18 protein-coding genes are annotated in these 22976 nt (G+C 43.6%); 14 read left to right on the top strand and 4 right to left on the bottom strand.

What is annotated here, in order from left to right:
• Positions 1 to 346 precede the first annotated feature (346 nt).
• Complete coding sequence (locus FHW36_RS16365; protein ID WP_145670639.1) at positions 347 to 1666, top strand: amidohydrolase family protein; 1320 nt, start codon at positions 347 to 349, stop codon at positions 1664 to 1666.
• Positions 1667 to 1811: 145 nt separating this feature from the next.
• On the opposite strand, the gene FHW36_RS16360 is transcribed toward FHW36_RS16365, so the two are convergent.
• Complete coding sequence (locus tag FHW36_RS16360; protein ID WP_186452483.1) at positions 1812 to 3362, bottom strand: TlpA disulfide reductase family protein; 1551 nt, start codon at positions 3360 to 3362, stop codon at positions 1812 to 1814.
• Between the two features lie 126 nt (positions 3363 to 3488).
• Entirely contained in the window at positions 3489 to 3698 is a 210-nt protein-coding gene (locus FHW36_RS16355; protein ID WP_145670637.1) for a hypothetical protein, read from the bottom strand.
• A 1355-nt stretch (positions 3699 to 5053) separates the two neighbouring features.
• On the opposite strand from FHW36_RS16355, the gene FHW36_RS16350 reads away from it, so the two are divergent.
• The 11 genes from FHW36_RS16350 to FHW36_RS16300 all read left to right on the top strand — a co-directional run bounded on the left by FHW36_RS16350 (position 5054) and on the right by FHW36_RS16300 (position 16649).
• Positions 5054 to 6703, top strand: coding sequence for a vitamin K epoxide reductase family protein (locus FHW36_RS16350; RefSeq protein ID WP_186452482.1), 1650 nt, complete (start codon positions 5054 to 5056; stop codon positions 6701 to 6703).
• A gap of 70 nt (positions 6704 to 6773) precedes the next feature.
• Positions 6774 to 8036 (top strand): glycosyltransferase family 25 protein, encoded by a 1263-nt coding sequence (locus FHW36_RS16345; RefSeq protein WP_145670635.1) that lies wholly within the window; start codon positions 6774 to 6776, stop codon positions 8034 to 8036.
• A gap of 160 nt (positions 8037 to 8196) precedes the next feature.
• On the top strand, positions 8197 to 8847 hold the full coding sequence (locus FHW36_RS16340) for a hypothetical protein (RefSeq protein WP_145670634.1): 651 nt from the start codon (positions 8197 to 8199) through the stop codon (positions 8845 to 8847).
• Positions 8848 to 8850: 3 nt separating this feature from the next.
• Entirely contained in the window at positions 8851 to 9516 is a 666-nt protein-coding gene (locus FHW36_RS16335; RefSeq protein ID WP_145670633.1) for a glycosyltransferase family 25 protein, read from the top strand.
• On the top strand, positions 9513 to 10130 hold the full coding sequence (locus tag FHW36_RS16330; protein WP_145670632.1) for a hypothetical protein: 618 nt from the start codon (positions 9513 to 9515) through the stop codon (positions 10128 to 10130). Before FHW36_RS16335 ends, FHW36_RS16330 begins: the two co-directional genes overlap by 4 nt.
• 30 nt (positions 10131 to 10160) lie before the next feature.
• Positions 10161 to 11030: a glycosyltransferase family 10 domain-containing protein gene (locus FHW36_RS16325; protein ID WP_145670631.1), complete on the top strand. Its 870-nt coding sequence runs from the start codon at positions 10161 to 10163 to the stop codon at positions 11028 to 11030.
• Positions 11031 to 11059: 29 nt separating this feature from the next.
• Positions 11060 to 13246, top strand: a complete 2187-nt coding sequence (locus FHW36_RS16320; RefSeq protein ID WP_145670630.1) for a peptidase domain-containing ABC transporter — start codon at positions 11060 to 11062, stop codon at positions 13244 to 13246.
• A 15-nt stretch (positions 13247 to 13261) separates the two neighbouring features.
• Entirely contained in the window at positions 13262 to 14614 is a 1353-nt protein-coding gene (locus tag FHW36_RS16315; protein WP_145670629.1) for an HlyD family secretion protein, read from the top strand.
• Between the two features lie 24 nt (positions 14615 to 14638).
• Positions 14639 to 14968 (top strand): hypothetical protein, encoded by a 330-nt coding sequence (locus FHW36_RS16310; protein ID WP_145670628.1) that lies wholly within the window; start codon positions 14639 to 14641, stop codon positions 14966 to 14968.
• Between the two features lie 98 nt (positions 14969 to 15066).
• Positions 15067 to 15318 carry a hypothetical protein gene (locus FHW36_RS16305; protein ID WP_145670627.1) on the top strand — a complete coding sequence of 84 codons (252 nt, stop codon included), beginning with the start codon at positions 15067 to 15069 and terminating at the stop codon, positions 15316 to 15318.
• Between the two features lie 77 nt (positions 15319 to 15395).
• Positions 15396 to 16649, top strand: coding sequence for a TlpA family protein disulfide reductase (locus FHW36_RS16300; RefSeq protein ID WP_145670626.1), 1254 nt, complete (start codon positions 15396 to 15398; stop codon positions 16647 to 16649).
• 100 nt (positions 16650 to 16749) lie between these two features.
• Here FHW36_RS16300 and FHW36_RS16295 read toward each other — a convergent pair whose 3' ends face one another.
• Entirely contained in the window at positions 16750 to 17529 is a 780-nt protein-coding gene (locus FHW36_RS16295; protein ID WP_145670625.1) for an alpha/beta fold hydrolase, read from the bottom strand.
• A gap of 89 nt (positions 17530 to 17618) precedes the next feature.
• A complete protein-coding gene (locus FHW36_RS16290) occupies positions 17619 to 20018 on the bottom strand; it encodes an ABC transporter permease (protein ID WP_145670624.1) in 2400 nt (799 codons plus the stop codon).
• Between the two features lie 303 nt (positions 20019 to 20321).
• Between FHW36_RS16290 and FHW36_RS16285 the strand changes: the two genes are divergently transcribed.
• Positions 20322 to 20819, top strand: a complete 498-nt coding sequence (locus FHW36_RS16285) for a c-type cytochrome (RefSeq protein WP_145670623.1) — start codon at positions 20322 to 20324, stop codon at positions 20817 to 20819.
• 49 nt (positions 20820 to 20868) lie between these two features.
• Complete coding sequence (nosZ, locus tag FHW36_RS16280) at positions 20869 to 22857, top strand: Sec-dependent nitrous-oxide reductase (RefSeq protein ID WP_145670622.1); 1989 nt, start codon at positions 20869 to 20871, stop codon at positions 22855 to 22857.
• The last annotated feature ends 119 nt before the right edge of the window (positions 22858 to 22976 follow it).

Below are 22976 nucleotides of genomic sequence, written 5' to 3'. Positions count from 1 at the left end.
CAAAAAGTCTTATCAAGAAAAAATAAAAATTAAATTTCCCATAATATAGAAGGACACGCCTCCAAAACCTCAGTGAAATCACCCCTCTACAAAAATCCCATGCAATATTAATTCAGTGGGCATTACTAACAAACGGGTATTCTTACCTTATTCAACACACATTGAATCAGGTATTATTTTCGTTCAACAAAAATAATAGGATGCCGAACAATTATCAAACACCTAGATACTCCAAAGTACTTATTCAAAAGCAACAAAGGCTCAACCTGGTGAGTAGCAATAAGGAATCAGTACCTTTGCAGAATAGCCGCTGATAGCGATTTGTTTTTCACGCAATATTAAAACTATGAAAAACGTACTCTTATTTCTTTTACTGTTGGCACCCATCCCAGGCCTGCATTCGCCAGATACCCTGTTGCTGAGAGATCTTACACTGATTGATGGAAATGGCGGTACCCCCATAGCACATACAGATATTCTCATCAAGGGCGGAGTTATTGCCGGCGTTGGCGCTCACCTGGAGGCCCCCGGCGCCAGGGTTGTCAATTGTACCGGCAAAACCGTTATGCCCGGTATTATCAGCAGTCACGTGCATGTGGGAATGATGGGCGGCGCTACAAAAGATCCATATACCCGTGACAATATCTTAGCCCAACTGAAAAAATATATGAACTATGGTGTTACCAGCATACTCGTCATGGGTTCCGATCATCCGATGCTTTTCCAATCCGGCTTCCGTGATTCTTCTGTCAGCGGCTTATTACCCGGCGCCCGGCTCTACTCAGCAGGATATGGCTTTGCTGCGCCCAAAGGCGGACCAGCGATGCCATTTATTTACCACCCTGCCACAGCAGATCAGGCGGCCAGGGAAATTGACAGCCTGGCGTCTATTAACCCTACAGTTATCAAAATGTGGGTGGATGATTTCGGCGGCAGCGCCCCTAAAATGGATAGCAGCGTTTACAAAACCATCATCGCGCGTGCCCATCAGCATCATATCCGGGTGGCCTCCCATCTCTACTATCTCACAGATGCCCAAAGCCTGGTTAATAACGGACTGGACATCATGGCGCATAGCGTACGTGACAAAGAAATAGACGCCTCCACATTACAACAGATGAAACGCCGCGGCCTGATATATATCCCTACCCTCTCACTCGATGAATATGCATTTATCTATGCCCGTAAACCGGAATGGATCAATGATCCATTTTTTAAAGCGTCCCTGGAACCAGGCGTTTATGAAATGATCACCTCTGAAAAGTACCAGGATAATATTAAACACTCTCCATCGTATCAACGCAATGTGCACGCCTTTGAAACGGCTATGAAAAACGTGAAAAAAGTGGCCGACGCAGGTATCCCGGTGGCGCTTGGCACTGACTCCGGCGCACAACCCGTACGTGCACAAGGGTTTTCTGAGCACCTTGAAATGGAACTGATGGTACAGGCGGGGTTAACGCCCCTGCAAGCTATTACAGCCGCCACAAAGAATGCCGCCAACGCGCTGGATATAGGCCTGCATACCGGCACCATCGAAAAGGGAAAAGTGGCAGATCTGTTGCTGCTCGATGGCGACCCTTCAAAAGATATCAGGAATATACGTAAAATTGCAGCGGTTTATAAAGCGGGCCGGGAAGTGAGTAAAGGAGTGCTATCAAAATAATGGTAGCTTAAGGCACTATGCTATTCTTGTTTTGTTAGAGTACTATACTAATCCATTACATGATAAGATATTAGCCATTGCTACCAGCGATCGGCGGATATCCGTTCCGGTCATGCATTGTAACATATTATGTTGCCTTATCTATTTAGCCGTTTCGGCCTAACAATGACGTCACCATCAATTCTAATGTTCGCTGATTAGTTTCATTAATACGAAACTTTTTGAAGATTATCCTTCCCGACTTGTCAATTAGGAAATTTTCCGGCACCCCTTTTACGCCATAATATTTATCGGCAAATGCTGATGTGCCTCTAAGCGGGATGAATGAATATTTGTTATTTTTTATGATAGCCGGAACAATTGCATCCTGTTCCGGAACTACATTAACGCCGATATAAACCAGGTTATTATCTTTTACTTTATTAATTACAGCTTCAAAATATGGGAACTCGGATCTGCAGGGATTACAACCTGGATACCAGAACGTTAACAATACTACCTTACCCTTCAGGTCACCTAAACGCAAATTTCCACTACCTGAATAGCGTGCAAGTTCGAATGGATATGCAGCAACCGCAGATTCATTCCTGATAATCGATATATCACTATCCAAACGATGCCTATCTTTTCCTATCTTATTTCCGTATGTTTCAAGTGCAGAATAAACCTGGTCAGTAGGAAGTTTCGCATAAACAACTATCAAACTATCATAGGCACGCCTTACTTCACCAGCTTTATCCCAAAAGTACGATTTTTTCAATGCCAGGAAGTTCTCCAGATAGTTAAACCCAGGAAGTTGCAACTTTTGAAGTGCTGTATTAACCTGCCCATAATCCTGTACTTTTGAAAGGCTGTCTATTCTAATCAGTCCCTGAACAAGCAACTTCCTGACTCCCCAATCTCCTTTTTCTCCCATCTCATTTATCAAGTCTGCTGCTTTAATAAGATCGGTTTGCAAGTAAATATCAGCTAACATGACCATCCCGGCTGCAGATCTATCAAACTTCTTCGGTGGATAGTACTTTCGAAGTTGTTCAAAATAATTGACCTTGTCACTTACATTCATACTATGTACGGCCAATGAATATAGAAGCTTAGCACCGTTTCCATTGTCAGGAAAGCGCTTAACAAAATCGATTACCTTCCGTTCGTAAATACTGTCCTTAATGTCTTGAGACGACATCAGTTCATAAGCAGCATAATCAGTATTCAACGAATCAGCTAACGCAGCTTTGTGCAGATATTCTTTTGACAAGTCAGTTTCGCCCCTCATCCAGGCATCCCCTGACAACATAAACCAAATTTTGGCATTATTAGAATCTAACCTGCTGGCCGCAAGCAAAAACTTCCTTGCTTGAGGCATCTCTGCATTGTAATAGGCTGTGCCAATTGACAAAGGAATAATCTTGTTTTTTGGATTATTTTGTATCCATCTATCGTACTCGTCTACCAGTAAAGGATTATTCAAGCCCAATGCATAAATATAGGCATTATGCGCCTTGACACTGTCAAAATTCCCTTCCACTACGCCCTTTGCTGCCGCTATTTCCTCTGCAGTGGCAGTTCCCATTCGAACTGGAACCTGGGCAAAGGCAATATTCCTGAAAAATGCTAAGATCAAAATTATCCTGACAATACCATTAAGTGTCTTTTGAATGTTCTGGCAAATATCGCTATTTGAAAATATTTCTGACATAGATAAAAAGCACTTCAAATTGAATGAACTATAAAGCTCCAATTGTTTAAATCCAAATGGAACAAACTTTAATATAATTTGTAATTCAGGGCAACCGAATGTCGATCGCCCTGTAATAAATACCATTTACACACACACCCTAACATAATAATCTCCGTTGTCACACAACTGAGATTTACAAGTTAATCCTTCCGGGCATTCACCCAATGCTTCTCCACAATCGTTAGTACAATCCTTGGTACCACTGCCATCGCCTCCCATCACATTTTTCAATTGTTCCCTGGTGAGCAGCTCTTTAGCGCCCAGATCCAGGGCTTTCAATTTTAGCTTTTTCATACTTTCAAATTTGTTTTACTTGATGAAAAAATTCATTAACAGCCCAAAACTACCCTCCTTCATGGCAATATGCTTGCTATGAAAAAAATGCTACCTCTCCTTGCAAATCTCAAATACATATACTCCAGAGAAACATAATCTATCATAATTACCGATATTCCTCAGTTGGTCATTCGTTAGCAGCTGCCCCTCTTTAACAAATAAACTTCTAACCATCTGTCCTTCTTCTTCATAATAGTATGTATTTTTCATCCTATCATACTTGATTGGGAAACCCAATTCCTTCATTTCACTAATAATACCGGTCATTGCCCGCTTACACAGTCCATTTTTACGGGCAAAACTGTCCAGGTCCCCGGTCGCCTTCCTCCTAATCATAAAATCGATGTATTTTAATCGCTTTATGTGCTTTAAAATCGCCATTTAATTAACCGTTTTACAGGTACTATTAAATACTGACAAAAAATACTGCAGGCCATTTAACCAGTAAATTCCAGGCAGTTGGAAATATCTGTTTTACTGCGCTTACAAAAAAGTTGAAGTAAATTCGATCTTTACGATACGTAAGGTTTGCATTACATTGAGAAATTAGATGGGTTATTAATAGGGTTTTATAATGACTATCCTGTGGTTATACCAGTTTCGCACCGGGCTCCTGACGTAGCATCTTTATAAAAATAGAATAATACCTGATTTAAAATCTCCACTATCTTAACCTTTAAATATTGTTTTTTGATTCCGCAAATCTGCCACAAGGAAAGAATAACTGGGTCTCCATCAACAAAAATATCATGAATACCCGCAAGATTGCAGCGGTTTATAAAGCGGGCCGGGAAGTGAGTAAGGGCATACTATCAAAATAGCAGCAAAACAGATCAAAATAGTGGTGGTTTTAGGTACGATGCTCTTCTAGTTTTGTAAGGACGCTCAACTAATACCGGAAAATCCACAACACGATAAGATATTAGTTATTGACTATACTATCACAAAATACCCGGACTAATGACTTTCCTCAGTATCATTACGCAAACCCTTATAGCAGCATTTGTTAATTTTCTTAAACAATACATATTGGTATTGAGGTAATATTATACAGTACCTGAATTCCCGGACCTGATGACATCATTAGGTCATTATTTACAAAGTACCAAAAAAGTTAACTAAAAACTGGTAACCCAACATCCAATGTGTTGCTACCACCGATTGGTGGATAGTTATTCCTGTTGTGTATGACAACGTATTGGATTGTGTCAGGAAAGAAAAGTCAATGTAAATATGATTTAAATAGGTGGTCCTGCTTCGCAGCGGCTAAGGACAACTATTACCTGGTTATTCGGATATACAAACCCTACAAGATGAATTCATTTCTAGCAAAACTATTTGAGCCCAAAAATAACGGCCCTGAAATTACCCGCCTATTGCTGGCAGAACTGAATGTACCTGTTACCGCCGGCACCATTAATAAAGAACTGGAAGAGCATCCGGACTTCAACAGCCTGTTGAGTATAAGTGATGTGCTACACCGCTTTGGCGTAGATAATCTTGCCGCAAGACTCGATCCTGACAAACTGCTTACGGCTCCTCCCCCTTTCATTACCCAGATAAAGGGGACAAAACAGCAGCCTGACTATTTCACGATTGTAAGAAAAGTAGATGATAACAACATTAATTATTATGACCCAGTGGCGCTTAAATGGACGCATAGCAGAAAGGAAGATTTTATTGAGCGATATATGGGGGTAGTCCTGCTGGCGGAAGCCAGGGAATTTGCCGGGGAAAGAGATTATGAACAAAAAGCAAAAGATGAAAAACGGAAAAGCGCTTTATCCCAGCTGGGAATAATAACTTTTCCCATCATATTATGTATTGCCGGCCTGGCCACGTGGCTGCAATATGGTGCTAGCAGTTGGTTTTCGCTGTTATATGCGCTATTGAGCTTCGCCGGGGCATCTGCTGGATTCCTGTTGTTGTGGTACGAACTCGATCAACATAACCCTGCGTTGCAACAAATGTGCAGTGCCGGCAAAAAAACAAACTGTAACGCGATACTTCAATCGGGGGCTGCAAAAATAGCCGGCATAAGCTGGAGCAAAATCGGGTTTACTTATTTTACAGGCACCATGCTGCTCATGCTATTCAACGGCATTAACAGTCCCCAGGTACTTTTAATTACAGGCTGGCTCACTTTACTGGCTCTCCCCTATACTTTCTTTTCCCTCTACTACCAATGGCGCGTTGCCCGGCAATGGTGCGTTATTTGCGTTTTTGTACAGGCTTTGCTGCTAATCCAGTTTGCGATACTCCTGCTGGCGGGAAGACTGGAAGCTTTGCTACCGGTATCCTTCCCAATCGGCTGGCTACCCGCCATCATCACCGCCTACGTGCTTCCTTTTATGCTGTCGGCAGCATTACTGCCAGTATTTAAAAAAGCGAAAGAAAGCAAGGAAAATGTAGTCCGTCTGCAACGGCTAAAGCATAATACCGAAATTTTTGAGGCCTTGCTTAATAAGCAAAAACGTATCGCTTTTCCTACAGATGGATTGGGCATTACTCTTGGCAACCCCTCTGCTCCTCATAAGATAATTAAAGTATGTAATCCCTACTGCGGTCCCTGTGCCCGGACCCACGCTCCTTTGGAAGCATTGCTCGAAAACAATCCGGGTATACAGATCCAGATAATTTTCACGGCCAGTAACAACGAAGGAGATAAATCTGCCCAACCGGTCAAACATCTGTTGGCCATCGCCAACAACAGCAAGGAAGATCATGCGCTTATAAAACAGGGGCTGGACGACTGGTACGAAGCAAAGGAAAAAGACTACGATCGCTTTGCAGCTAAATACCCCATGAATGGAGCGTTAAACCAACAGAACGAGAAAATCGACGCCATGCGCCAATGGTGCGACCAAACCGGCATAAAGGCTACTCCTACTTTCTTTATAAACGGCCACCAGATGCCGGATATATATACAGTGGACGATCTAAAATATTTCCTCGCAGTATAGGCAGCCGTGAGGACTTCCACCAGCTCCTGAGCTGAGCCAGGCATTAGCTAAATTATATATTAACCGCCTTATGAATAGTTTTAAACCCATTCCAACCATCGCTATCAATTTAAAAAAACGTACCGACCGGAAAGCCCATATTATAAAGGAATTCGAAGGGCGCCCAGAATTCCGGTTAACAATTGTTGATGCCATCGAAGATACCATTGGCGCCAGGGGACTCTGGCAAACATTGCAATATATTATACGAACATATACTGCCGAAGAAGAATATATTATTATCTGTGAAGATGATCATCAATTTACGCAGCACTATAGCATCCAGTTATTGACAGCAGCCGTCCATGACGCCGTCAGCAACCACGCCGATGTGCTCTGCGGAGGTGCCAGCTGGTTTAACAGCGCGATACCATTAAGCCAGCATGCATATTGGACGGAAAAATATACTGGTTTACAGTTTACCATTATTTTCAAAAAATTCTACGAAAACATATTGCATACCCCTTTCAATGATAACGATGCCGCAGATCTTAAAATATCTTCGCTGGCAGACAAAAAACTATTCATTTATCCATTTATATCTATTCAGAAAGAATTTGGTTACTCAGATGTAACCGCCAAAAACAATGCTGCAGGAAGAGTGGACGAGCTGTTTAAAACGAGTGAGGCAAACGTTACCACCTTAAAAAATATTGCCAGGTATTATTCCGCCCGTCAAAAAACGCTCACCCAGGATGAAATAAGCTTGCAGGATATCTGTATCACCACGTACATCGTAAAAACAACGAATGGGGATATTGAGCAATATATTGACAGGCATTTTTCTGATAAACCGGAACTGGTACCTATCGTGGTTCACAGCGATGATAAACACCCTTCCCATCTCCTGTCATCTGCCAGGGTATTAAAAAATATCATGACAGCGGCTGCGGCTACTGAAGATGATGTCATCATCATTTGTGATGAATATCACCAGTTTTCACCCGCCTATTCCAGCGGCTACTTAATCCGGAATATCCTGGAGGCTTATCAACAAGGAGCAGATATTCTCTTCGGCGGAGGAAATGATTTTGGTTTGGTGGTACCTGTTTCGGAACACAGGTTTTGGGTGGGATCGGTTAATCACCCTCAATTTACGATCATCTTCAAAGCTGCGTTCTCTAAAATACTGGTCTATTTAGATGACGTCACCTCTCCCGAAAACGACATTTTATCGGCATTCAGCAGCAACAAAATGGTGCTTTGCCCTTTTGTGTCGACGACCAGTCCCACAACAGAAAAGCGTTTATTGACTATCCGGGAATATGCCGGATATGCTGAAAACAGTCATTAATATCATCAACTACCTGTTATATGGAGGTTTGCAGCTCAAAGATTATTACCAACGCCAGGCTACTTAGCAACCATATCGTTTGCAACGAGGGATACCTGTTGGTATACTCAAAGAAAATGTATACACACAATATCATACGAAAACAAAAAATAGCGCAGCTATGGAGTCAGCAACTCAACACCCTGATGGCCCAAAATGGAATGTAGCCTTGTTTTCCGGAAGCCCGGAAGACGCTGTCGTAACGGATCAGTTCACCGGCAGACCTGAATTTATCATTCACCCTACCAATGGGCCACGCCTGCTGACACTGGCTGAACTAAAGGCATTAACGCTAACCGCTCAAATGGCCGGTGACGATCTGCTTATCCTATCCAACACCCAGCATCAATTCACGGCCCACTATACGGCTACTTACCTCGAGGCGGGTATCAGCGCTGCGCAAAAAAGCAATGCAGATATATTACTGGGCGCCGTTAACTGGATGGAATCAGCTGTACAGGTAGATCAACACCTGTTTTGGCTGGACAAATTCCTGGGATGCCAATTTATCGTCCTATTCAGGCGGTGCTATAATGCCCTGTTGAACATCAAGATAGATGGAGACAATACAGAAATAGCCATAGATGGGGTGCTGTCGTCTATTCTGGTCAACAAATTATTGCTGTATCCATTTATCTCCACTGTTACCGAAAAAATACCAAAAAAGAACGCTATCCCCGGGTCAAGTCCTTATTATGGAGATCCTACCGGGCAATTGGCCTCGCTTCAACAGGTGAAGGAATATTATTCATCCATCAACACTGCGCATTGATATATGGAGTTTGACAATATCGTTTTACCGGCATATGCCATTAACCTGGAAGAGCGGACCGACCGGCGACAGCACCTGCTACAACAGTTTGAGGGAAAAAGGGAGTTCCACCTTCAAATAGTAAGCGCCTGCAGGGATGAAAATAGTCGTGTTGGCCTCTGGAAAAGTATTATAAAAGTGATACAGCTGGCCGAACAAACGGAAGAGGATGTAATTCTGCTCTGTGAAGATGATCACACCTTCACCACTTCCTACAACAGGGACTTCCTGTTCAAAAACATAGTGGAGGCTGCAAGCCAGGGTGCGGAACTATTGAGTGGAGGGATAGGCGGATTTAATCATGCCTTTCCCATTACCAGGCACCGGTACTGGATAGATGCCTTTTGGTGTAGCCAATTCCTCATTTTATACCGGCCCATATTCAGGAAAATACTGGATGCGGGCTTTCAGCATGATGACACAGCTGATGGTATGTTATCAGAAATAACAAGCCATAAAATGGTGCTCTATCCATTTGTTTCCGTACAAATAGATTTCGGCTATTCCGACGTTACCGTGGGGAACCATCATACCAGGGGCCTGATTGCAAACTACTTCAGGGCCACTTCTGCGAGGTTGGAAAAGTATCAGCAGGTATATGATAGTTATTTGAGTAAACAAAAAGTATGAAGAAAGTTATCTCCTTCTCTTTATGGGGCAATAATGCGATGTATTGGACCGGCGCCATAAAAAATATCCATCTGGCTAAAAAGCTATATCCCGGATGGACTTGCCGTTTCTATGTAGATAGCTCCGCTTCACCCGACCTGATTAAAAACATTTGGCAGGAAGACTGTGAAATAGTGCTGATGGATCCTTCCGACGTATTTGCAGGCTTGTTCTGGCGTTTCTATGCCGCAGAAGATGCCGACATTATGATTTGCCGGGACACAGATTCCAGGTTATCTGAAAGAGAAGTCGAAGCAGTTACCCATTGGCTCAACAGCGACCAACACTTCCATATTATGCGGGACCATCCCCAGCACACAGCACATATCATGGGGGGCATGTGGGGATGCAGGAATATGGCGGGGATGAAAGACTTAATAACACAATACCCTTATAAGAGTCTGAAAGGCACCGATCAGCTCTTCCTGGCGCAAATGATCTACCCACAGGTAAAAGAACATGCCCTGATACACGATAGCTATGATCTTTTTGGCGACGGCATCGACTTTCCAAGTCCCCGTAATAAGGATGAATTTGTGGGACGTGCATTCAATGAATACGACATTCCCCTGTAATGTATCAGGAAATAAATTTCAAAATATAATATGAAAATAAAAGTAAGGGTCACCTGTTTTTGGGAGCATGATACAAACTACCTGGATACATTAAAGCGGTATGGCAGAGGAAAATTATCATGGAAAAATGTGGAGTTTGTTGCAGACGACGACTATGACAGGCTGGTTATTCTAACCAGGCCCCATAAAGACTTCCCGGGGTACGACAGCAGGAAAGCCATTACTTTCCTGACAGAGCCCCCGGCGTCTTCCAACAGGCATGATAACCCTTGCGCACGTACGGAGGCCATGTACCTGCCCTTGCCCTTTTGGCCGGCGGAAATATATGGGCCCCGTCAACACGGTGGCAACGGCATCCGTATCCGGAAAACTAAGTTGTTTTCCTGCGTTACCAGCGACCTCAATTTCATGGAAGGTCATTTTTATCGTCTTCGAATGGTCAATGTCCTCGATCAGGTCATTGAAGAGGGACTGGATATATGGGGGAAAAATTATGGTAGCAGTTTTCATGAGCAGCTAACCAAATACAAAGGGGAAATCGTACAAAAATATGATGGGCTATGGTCCTATAAATACCACTTCATTAGCGAGAACTCTTTTGAAAATGGCTACTTCACTGAAAAAATCGTAGACCCGCTTATTACCGAAACGCTCTGCTTTTATGACGGATGTCTGAACCTGGAAAACTTTATTGATGAACGGGCATTTGTCAGAGTTAACGTAAAAGAGCCGCTGGAGGCGGCGGCGCGTATGATCGAAATGATACAAAATGACGAATATCGCCAAAGGATTAAATATATAAAACAACAAAAGAAAAGGTTTCTAACGGATTTAAATCCGCTAAATATCATCTGGATGGCAGTTAACGAAAAAGATGTTTTAAAAGAATGCCTGTTGTAATGATTTCTATATCAAATATTAAATAGATAATGAGTTTTCCCTTTTATAAACAACTGAATGCAATGGACTGTGGGCCCACTTGCCTGCGAATGGTAGCCAAACACTATGGCCGGCATTACAATGCCGATACCATTCGTCAAAAAGCGGGCTTCAGTAAGCAGGGTGTATCATTGCTGGGCATTAGCGAAACTGCAGAAAAAATAGGCTTCAGAACACGTGGCGTTCAGATATCCCACAACAAACTATTGACGATAGCCCATCCTTCTATATTGCATTGGAACCAAAACCATTTTGTGGTACTGGTATCTATCAACAAGCGAAAAGCGCAGATTGCGGACCCCGCCAGGGGGATCATTAACTATTCCAATAAGGAATTTCTAACCTACTGGTTATCAAATAAGAAAAATGGAGAAGAAGAGGCTGGTACCGTGCTGCTACTGGAGCCTTCTACAGCATTTTATGAAGAAGAGGGAGAAAAGGAAAATAAACTGAACTGGAGCATTATTACCCGTTATCTCCGTTCCAGCAGGTGGCCCATTACCCAGGTATTTATATCGCTGTTAATCGGATCGCTGTTACAGCTGATACTCCCCTTTCTTACCCAGAGCATGGTAGATACAGGGATCAATACCCGCAATATGCAATACATCACCATTGTACTTATAGCCCAGCTCACGCTTACTTTCAGCAGCAACGTGATAGAATTCATCAGGAGCCGGTTGCAGTTGCGTATATCCAATACGGTGAACATCTCCATCCTGTCAGATTTCTGGATAAAGTTGACCAGGCTCCCCCTGGCCTATTTCGACGCCCATCACACGGGAGATACCATCCAGCGCATTGGCGACAATAAACAAATACAGAGTTTTCTGACCGGCCAGGCACTGAGCACCATCTTCTCTGTGTTCAATTTTTTCTTATATGCTATCATCCTGATCACCTATAGTGTGCCGTTATTCCTGATCTTTTCGCTGGGAAGTACCTTATACTTCCTCTGGATCCGGTTGTTTATGAAGATAAGGCGGAAGATCAACTATGAATCATTTCATATTTCTGCTAAGGAAAATAATGCTACGCTGCAACTGGTGCAAGGTATGCAGGAAATACGGCTAAATAATGCTGAACACCTGAAAAGATGGGAATGGGAAAATATACAGGCAAAAGTTTTCAAGCTTACCTTCAAAAGCCTCAATTATGGGCAGTGGCAGTCGGCCGGGGCACTATTCATTACCCAGGGAAAAGATATCATCATCAGTTTTACGGTGGCGCAACTGGTGGTACAGGGGCAGCTGACTTTTGGCGCTATGATCGCCATCCAATATATCATTGGTCAATTAAGCGGACCGGTACAACAATTCATCGGGTTATCACAAAGTATACAGGATGCCAAAATAAGTATGGAGCGGCTAAATGAGGTACATAATATGGAAGATGAAGAGCCTGTTACTAAATCATTTATCGCCGAGCTCCCGGAAAAGCATGCGATAAAAATCAACCACTTGTCGTTTACCTATCCTGCCGCCGGTAATGATCCTGTACTGGAAGATTTGACCCTGACTATCCCTGATGGCCGTGTAACCGCCATAGTGGGCGCCAGCGGCAGCGGTAAAACCACGTTAATTAAATTACTGTTGAAGGTTTATGAGCAATACGAAGGGGAAATAAAAGTGGGAGAAAATAACTTCAAGTATATCAGCCCCTCTTTCTGGCGAAGGCAATGCGGAGCGGTATTACAGGATGGATACATTTTCAATGATACCATTGCCCGGAATATTGCGGTGAGTGATGAGTATGTTGATCATGACAGGTTAATCAGAAGTTGCAAAATCGCCAATATCCTTCCCTTCATAGAAACCTTGCCCAATGGCTTCAACACGCTTTTGGGCGCGGAAGGCGCAGGCGTAAGCCAGGGCCAGCGGCAACGGCTCTTAATAGCCCGGGCCATATATAAAAATCCACAGTATCTCTTTTTTGATGAAGCGACCAACGCACTTGACGCCAACAATGAAAAAGCGATTGTAGAAAATTTAGAACGGTTCTTCCACGGCAGAACGGTGGTGGTAGTGGCACACCGACTCAGCACGGTTAAAAATGCGCATAAAATAATCGTTCTCCACAATGGGAAAATAGTAGAAGAAGGTACCCATGCTTCTCTAACAGAAAGCAAAGGAATGTATTATGAGCTGGTCAAAAACCAGTTGGAACTAGGTATGTAATAAAAAACATGAACGATGATTGACGAAGTCTTAAACAATCATACCACACCTGCTCTTCCCGCCGACGCTGGCATGGGCGAAACGGTGTACCACATCGCCCAGCGCTCGGAAATGGTGCAGGAAATTATCAGCCGCAAACCCGGCTTCCTGGAAAAATGGGCATTATACCTGTTTTTGCTCATCCTGGTTTTCCTGTTCTCCATTACCTGGTTTATAAAATATCCTGACATCATAGAGGCCCGTGCCATATTAACGGCCACCAATGCACCCAAGGAAATTATTGTCAGGCAAGAAGGACGACTGGTATCCCTGTTAACCTTCAACAGGAAAAAAGTGCTAAAAAACGAAGTGCTGGGGCTAATGGAAAGTAATGCCAATCACCAGGATATTCTGCAACTATCGTTGCAGATAGATAGCGGTATCTCCTTACTTAACCGCGGGCAATTTGAGAAAGTGGTTCATTGCTTCTCCAGGCAATATAATAACCTGGGTGAAATCCAACAGCCGTATGGCGATTTCATAACAGCCCTGCAAAAATTTGACGACTATATTGTTAATGGATTCTACGCCAGGAAAACGGCCACCTTGCAGCTGGATGTGGAAACGATGGACCAGACCCGGCAAACACTCCAGCAACAGCTGGAATTAATGAAACAAGATGAGCAACTGGCGGAAGAAAGCTTTAATATGAACAAGGAATTATTTGAGGGTAAGGTGATCGCCAAAGAAGAATTCAGAGTTGAGAAAAGCAAATTGGTTAACAAGAAAATGGGCATTCCCCAGCTAAACATCACCCTCCTTTCCAATGATGCCCAAAAAAGAGATAAAATAAAGGAGATGGACCAGTTAAAACATGATTATTTACAGCAGAAAGTACTTTTCCAGCAAGCCTTACAATCGTTAAAAAACATCGTTGATGAGTGGAAAAGAAAATATATCATTATAGCCCCCATCGCGGGGGAAGTAGTATATACCACCCCACTGCAGGAAAACCAATTCTTACTCCAGGGAAAAACAATTGGCTATATCGACCCCGGGGGAAGTCAATACTTTGCGGAGCTGCAATTACCACAGGCCAACCTCGGAAAGGTAGACACCGGGCAGGCGGTACAGTTACGCTTTGAAGCCTACCCCTACCAGGAAGCCGGCTTTGTAAAGGCTACCGTCAACTATGTATCAAAGGTAGCCTCCGACAGTGGATTTATGGCAACCGTGAGGCTGGACAATGGGTTGGTCACCAACAATCATTTGGCTGTGGCTTACAAAACCGGGCTACAGGCGCAGGCCATTGTAATTACCCGGAATACCCGGTTAATGGACCGTCTTATCAACAACGCAGTCAAATATACTTCCGTTGGTTCGAAATAGTTAACAACCCACAAATTATTGCAAATGGCAATCATAAAACATTTCAAAAGAATACAATACATCGACTACGTGATCCGGCATAAAGCCACCGGGGACCTCGAATCGTTTGCCCGGCGGAACAATATCAGCAAAACTACCCTCTCTGAAATCCTGATGGAAATGAAAGCCATGGGCTTTCCTATAAAATATGACCGTACTAAAAGGACCTATTTTTACGAGGAAGATGGGGAAATGATCAGTTGTTTATTTCTCAGGTATGGAGAAGTATTGGAAAGAAATCAACTCAAAACAATGAACACCGTAGAAAATCTCTGCTTTTCACCTGGAGCCGTTTTTGAGATCTGCAAGGAGTAACAATTTTTTCGTTTCGAATATACCGGAATGAAACCCTGTAGATTTGTTCGGCGCACATTTAAAACGCGTCGTTATTCTTAAACCAAAAAAATTGAAACATGAAAAAATTGAAATTAACCGCGCTGGATCTGGGCGCCAAAGAACTGCTCACCAGGGAACAATTGAAAAATGTAATGGGCGGTGATGGAAGCGGCAGTGGAACGGGAAGTTGCACTTATACACAGAACTGTGCAAATGGATCTGTTTCCTGTTCAAGTCCCACCGGAGATTGCTCCTTTATTTGGGACGATACTCACACCTTTACCATTGGTGTAAAGTGTGATGGGGATTCGCACACCTGTAAGTCTTAAGCAGTATATGATAAGGCATCATCTTGTCTGAACATTACATCAGCATCTTTTGTTTCTTATTTATTGAGAGACAGAAGATGCTTACTTTTCTAGCTAAAACACCATTAATAATGTATTATTTGAGATTCATAGTATTTTTGGGCACCGTACTCTGTGGCTTTTCGTCTAAGGCTCAGCAAACATATCCGGAAATGGCTATTCGGTTGGATACGTTGAAAAACCTCCAGGATGGTCCACTAAATATATTTATGACAGAGGCAGATCAGATATGGGGAACGGATAATTCAATGCCGGACAGCATTCTGTGGAAATGGGAGATGCAAAGGGAACGGGCCAACTGCCCCAAACTCCCGGATGCACTATATATTCTAACCAGGCGTCAACATGATACATTAACAGTATCCCTGCTAAGGCGCTGTAACCCGTTACTTGACCTTGACAAGGAAATTAATTTATCTTATCTCATAGACTCTTTAAAAAAGTGGACCAAGGAAAACGTCCCGGGCAGCGCCATCCCAAGAATAACCATAAATTATCCTTACTGCATCAATAACAAGGTAATAAAAGTACCATTAGAATTCTATCTTATGCCGATTAAGAACAAGAATCTTACTTTTTATGACAACCGGCTAAATCAAATGCCCCTATTTATTTCTTATGAAAAAACGAGAATCGCCGAATTTTCCAACGCCCATCTTTACTTTTCCAAACAAAAATATTCATCTCCCGATAGCATTGGTTTAAATATTAAAATCATCGAGAATGGGGCATTTCATCAGAACAAAATAATAAAAAATGTATGCTACAAAGATGAGTATAAAATAGGGGATACATTCAGCGTAAGCTCAAAACTATATCGAATCGACAGCATCGATCATAACTGGCAATATGCATATTTACATCGTTTAAAAGATAGCTTGCAACCCATACAGTTATCTCCAAATTCACTAAAAATACTTGCCCCTTACTTCAAAAACCCTTCCAATCAGCTGGTCGTCGATTTCTGGGGTACCTGGTGTAACCCATGTATAGAAAAGCTGCCGGCATTAAAGGCATTACATAATCAGACAAGGGACAAATTCAATTTCCTTAGTATATGCGTCGACAAACCCGAACGAACAGATAAAGCAAAAGATATTTTTCTGAAGAACAAGATAGAATGGCCGCAGGTATTTGCCGACATGTCGAAGTATAAGAATACCATTATAGGCGAACTCGATATTACACACTATCCCACTTACATGATTATTAATAAAAAAGGTGAAATTATTTTCAGCGGCTATGGTACTGACGGATTCAATACTTTACAGGAACTTATTTTGAGCAAATGACAATCGAAATGCCCGGAAGGCACTCACCTTCCGGGGCGGTATATTTCCTGCAGACCGGGTTGTTTTCGTATTGCTGAAAAGTATTTACGAGAAAGGGAAATTAAGGAAGCGGCGCCTTTAACAAGAAAGTTTCCACTGCTTTCATGTAAGCTTCGGGCTCTTCGTACATGGGTGCATGACCGGAATAGGGCATTTCGATAAAATTGGCCCGGGGAATCAGCCTGGCGCATTCTCTTCCTTCCTCCGGCGAATTGAGTCCATCATATTTCCCGCTGATCACCAATGTTTCCGCGGTGACTTTGTACAGCTCTTCTCTAAAATCAAAGCCTGCTAATGCTTTGTTGGCAACCGCAAATTCCTCTGGAGATAACTGCGTGTCAAATATCTCCATATGCGCTCTCATAGCTTCCGCATCGTAAGTAAAATACGGCAAGAGGTAGGAAAAAATGTCATGTAAACTCAATCCCTGCAGCGCAGCAGCATGTTCGCCCATCAGCCGGTGCACGGACGAGGTAAGGCCATTGGATTTAGGAACCGTCAGGATCAGCTTATCAATTCTCTCCCGCGCGGCAATACCCACACCCTGGGCAATATAAGAGCCCATAGAAATCCCCAGTAAGGAGGTAACGGGCAATTCAAAATAGTCCATTATTCCAATAACATCCTTCACATGATCTCCCAGGGTATACTGCGCGGGTTTGTCCGACTCCCCATGCCCGCGGCAGTCGAAGGCAATCGTTTTGAACTGTGAAGAAAGCCGGTCGATCAGGGAGGACAGATGTCCATGCTGGCCACCCACGCCGTGTACCAGGATCACAGGGCTACCTGTTCCTTTGACAGCTATATTCAGTTTGATTCCATTGATATTTATCAGTGCCATAATGCTATACCGTAGTTGGATGGCGCAAATTACTACATATCACATGGAAAATAAAAACTGTTAGGCAAAATATTGGCATCCACCCATCATCATTCCGCTCTCAGGCTCTTCACCGGGTTGGCCACTGCGGCCTTTATTGCCTGGTAGCCCACGGTGAGCCATGCAATAATTTCGGCAATCAGAATAGTAGATAGGAATATCCCAATGCCTATTTCTATCCTGTAGGCAAAATTCTGCAGCCACCGATGCATAAAATAATAGGCCAGTGGGCTGGCAATTAAAAAGGCAATACCAATAAGCAGGGTAAATTCTTTAGAAATTAAATAAACGATGTTGAGGACGGATGCCCCCATTACCTTCCTGATACCAACTTCTTTGGTGCGCCGCACTGCCATGAAGGACACGAAGCCATATAAACCAAGACAGGAAATAAATATGGCGATGCCTGCAAATATTTGATACAATTGAGAGAGCTGGCTTTCCCGTTTGTAAAGGCTGGTAATCTTATCATCGAGGAACTGGTACTCGTAGATAAAATCGGGATAGGCTTTTGACCAAATCCTTTCTATGGCTGCCAACGTTTCCTGCGCACGTTGCGGTGCTATCTTTATATTCATTAACCCGCATACCAATTTGTAAGAACCAAGCGCGATAGGCGTTCTTTCCTTTTCCAGGGAGCTGCCGTTAAAATCCTTTACTACGCCCACAATAGGCGCTACCATATTTCCATCAAAAAAACTTATTTTCTTCCCGAGAACATCCTCCGGATTTTTAAACCCCAATTTTTTCACCATCAGTTCATTTACCACAAACCCATTTACAGTATCTGCCTGGGTATACGGTGCCCCCGCAACAAACCGGATATTATACGTTTTAAAGTAATCGGCATCGGCCCATTTAAACTCCGTTTTGAAGCCTGATTTCTTCACTGCATTATCAAATTTAAAATCACTGTCCCAACCCGCTTTATCTATCGGGCTAAACGCGCTGACACTCACACTCTTTATCCCGGGCAGTTGCTCCAACTCCATTTTCAATGCATCCGTTTTCGACAGGCGTGCGGTATCATTAGCCATGGGTACTATCACAACGGCCTCCTTATCAAAACCCAGGGGGGCGTTCCGGAAAAAGTTCATCTGGCTTACCACCACTAATGTTCCTATAATCAGGGCTTGCGCAGTAGCAAACTGAAAAACAACCAGCGCCCGCCTCACCGAAAGTCCGCCCGCCTTCGTACTGGCAAATTTACTCTTCAGGGCGGTGATAGGATTATACCCTGATAGAATAATGGCAGGATAAACGCCTGATAACAGGGTAACGGCAATGAGTATACCGAATAAGAATAGCATCAGCTGGAAATTGGGCTGTACAGCCAATGGTGTTTGCAGGAGGTTATTAAACAAGGGCAATGCAAGGAATGCAAAGATGATGGCCAGTACGACCGAAGCAAATGTAATGAGAAAAGTTTCGCTCAGAAACTGCATCACCAGCTGCTTTTTGCTGCTGCCTAATACCTTCCGGATTCCAACTTCTTTTGAACGGGTGATGGATTGGGCTGTAGCAAGATTGATAAAATTTATACAGGCAATCACTAAAAGGAATAAACCTATTAAAGCCAAGGCAGTAATCAGCTTCCTACTGAAGGTCCCCCTCGTGTAGGTCCCGAATTCACTGTCATAGTGTATACCGCTCAACGGCTGCAATTGATAGCCCTGGTTGGCATATTCAACAGGCGTATGCCTTTTTACAAAAGTTTTAAGATCATTATCGAATTGCTGTGCCGACATGTTTTTGGGCAGCACGACAAACGTGTTTAAAGATCCGTCAAGGCCTGCCCAGTCCCTTAAAATGTCTTCCTGGCCGGCAGATTTAAAGGAAAACACCACCTGTAACGGGAAATCTGTATTAACCGGAATATCTGCCAGAATACCAGTTACCTTACAAAGCTGGCCATTATCGTACTTAATGAACTTCCCTATAGCGGTATGCCAATCCCCGAAATACTTATCGGCTCTTTCCGCTGTAAGTACCACTGTATTTGGCTCCGATAGCGCCGTTTTTGCATCACCCGCCAGGAACGGAAAATTAAATATGTCGAAAAATTCAGGTTCGGCAAAAAATACATTCTCCTTGAATTTCTTTTGCGTAGCATCCACTTTATCATTGGGCAACGTTATCTGCTTATTCTCCCGTCCATATACGCGGGCTACGTGTTCCAGTTGCGGGTAATCTATTTGCAGCGCCTCTGCCACTGGAAAGGCGCTGGCTTTCGAATAATTCACGCCTTGCGGGGTTTGGGTAGCTGATACCACCCTATAAATGCGGTCTTTGTTTTTATGGAAATTATCAAAGCTTGTTTCATATTGAATTAATAAGAAGATAAGCAGGCAGGCTGCGATGCCTACCGCTAACCCAATTGTGTTAATGGCGACATAGGCTTTATTACCACGCAAATTTTGCCAGGCTGTTTTCAAATAGTTTTTCAACATCGCAGATATCATATTAAAGTTGAACAAGAATGACGTAGCCTGGCGCCAAGAAAAATGCCATTAACTTATTAAACTAAAAATCAATAATATACAAATATATAAAAATAATAAATGTGCGTTTTTGATACAGTAATTGTCCGCTTGCAAGCGTTCATGCAAACGCTCCCCATCTCAAGAGAAAGGTGCATTTATAAACTTGTTAAAATGCAGCAAGTTACCTCCAAAATATCCGAAGTGTTATGATCTCAGTCATAAAGCCACCTGCCAGGCGCAGGCTACTTTTGGATAAAATAAGCACCTAAAATGAACAAGCAAATCATCACAACCCTAAGCATTGCAGCCGCGCTGTTGATAGCAGCATGCGGAGGCAGCAGCCATGAATCTGCATCCGCCACCACTACTACCGCATCATCTGAACAGCCTAAAAGTGCTGCAACCGATCCTGGCTCCTATGATCCCAAACGTGGTGAAGGTAAATACGACGCCAGCAATGTTACAGTGGGGACACTCGATGCGTCAATGGCTGCCAAAGGCAAATCGATCGCCGAAACAAAGTGTTTTTCCTGTCACAAAACCAGCGAAGAGAAACTGGTAGGACCAGGCTGGAAAGGTGTTACCAGCAGGCACCCCGCCTACTGGATCATGAACTTTATCACCAATCCCGATCCGATGATCAACAAAGACCCTGAAGTACAGGCACAACTGGAGATCTGTTTGGTGCGTATGCCAAATCAAAACCTGGCGGAGCAGGAGGCACGAGATATCGTTGAGTTTATGCGCCAGAACGATGGCGCAAAATAAATAGAAAGTGAACCCTTCTATTTCAATCTTCATACTTAATTATATACCAATGTCTACCAGAAACTTGTCCATCTGTATGCTTGCCGCTGCAGCACTGTACATCACCTCATGTAAGCCTAAAGGAACCAGCAATTCAGTAAGCGGCGATGCGGCTTCCAAAACCTACGTAGCTCCCGGCAAATACGACGAATTTTACAACTTCGTATCTGGGGGTTTCAGCGGGCAGCTGGCCGTGTACGGTTTACCCAGCGGCCGTTTGCTGCGTGTTATTCCCGTATTTTCCGTAGATCCTGAAAAAGGATGGGGATACAGCGAAGAAACCAAACCTATGCTGAATACCTCTCATGGCTTTGTTCCCTGGGACGACCTGCACCACGTGGAAATGTCGATGACTGATGGCGTAGCAGATGGCAAATGGGTATTTGTAAATGGTAACAATACGCCTCGACTGGCCCGGATAGATTTGAAGACATTCCGTACTACCGAAATTATTGAACTACCCAACAGCGCCGGCAACCACAGCTCCCCCTTTGGTACAGAAAACTCAGAATACATTGTGGCCGGCACTCGCTTTAGCGTGCCAGAAGATGGCGAGGCCGGTGATGTGCCCATCAGCTCTTACAAAGAAAATTTCAAAGGTCATATCAGCTTTGTAAGTGTAGATAAAAATACCGGCAATATGGCCATTGCCTTCCAGCTAAAGACCCCCGGCGTAGATTTCGACCTGGCCCGGGCCGGCAAAGGAAAATCAAATGGCTGGTTTTTCTTTAGCTGTTATAACTCCGAGCAAGCTAATACCCTGCTGGAAGTAAATGCCTCCCAGCGGGATAAAGACTTTATCATGGCCGTTAACTGGAAAAAGGCCGAAGAATATGTAAAAGCGGGTAAAGGTAAAAAACAGTCCATAAAATACGCCCACAACAAATACAATGAAGAAACACATACAGCTACTTCTGAAATGGAAAATGAAGTAACCGTATTGGATGTATCCGAATTTCCCGATATTGTTTACTTCATCCCCTGCCCTAAATCCCCTCACGGCTGCGACGTAGACCCAACCGGGGAATATATTGTAGGCAGCGGTAAGCTGGCAGCCCTACTACCGGTTTTCAGCTACGATAAAATACAGAAAGCCATTGCCGACAAAGCATTTGAGCCTGAAAAATATGCCGGCTTACCCGTGATAAAGTATGAAGCTGCCCTGTACGGCGAAGTGAAAAAACCAGGGTTAGGCCCTTTGCATACGGAGTTTGACGGAAACGGCAACGCCTATACTTCCTTCTTCGTTTCGTCAGAAGTAGTAAAATGGAACATTAAAGATTTAAAAGTATTAGACAGGCAACCTACCTACTATTCTGTGGGTCACCTGATGATTCCGGGCGGTAATACCAAAAAACCGTTTGGCAAATACCTCGTGGCTTACAACAAAATTACCAAAGACCGCTACTTGCCCACAGGGCCCGAGTTATCGCAAAGCGCACAATTGTTCGATATCAGCGGCGACAAAATGCAGCTCATTCTCGACTTTCCTACTATCGGCGAACCCCACTATGCGCAGGCGGTACCCGCATCCCTGATAAAAGATAAACAGCTCAAGATTTTCGATATCAACAGCAATAAACACCCTTATGCCACCAAGGGAGAAGGGGAAGCCAAAGTGGTGCGTCAGGGCAACCAGGTACACGTATATATCACCGCTATACGTTCCCACTTTGCCCCGGATAATATCGAAGGCATACAAATGGGCGACGAAGTATACTTCCATGTCACCAACCTGGAACAGGATTGGGACGTGCCGCACGGATTTGGCGTTAAAGGCGCCGCCAATGGGGAATTACTCGTTATGCCAGGTGAAACCACTACTTTAAAGTGGACGCCCGACAGAACAGGCATATTCCCTATCTATTGTACCGATTTCTGCTCTGCCCTCCACCAGGAAATGCAAGGATACGTACGGGTTTCACCTAAAGGAAGCAGCGTGCCGTTAACTTATAGCCTCGGAGATAAACTTAAAAACAACCTTACGGCTACCAAATAATGACGTAAGATCTACTATCCTGGCCTACCCCACAAAAAGGGCAACAAGAATTACTAACCTGTTGCCCTTTTTAAACGGATTTTATTCCGGTAACGACTATCGAGCCTCAACAGAGTGCA

Origin of the sequence: Chitinophaga polysaccharea, from assembly GCF_007829335.1 — a bacterium.
Taxonomy (GTDB): Bacteria; Bacteroidota; Bacteroidia; order Chitinophagales; family Chitinophagaceae; genus Chitinophaga; species Chitinophaga polysaccharea_B.
This window is presented reverse-complemented; position numbering and strand designations above follow the sequence as displayed.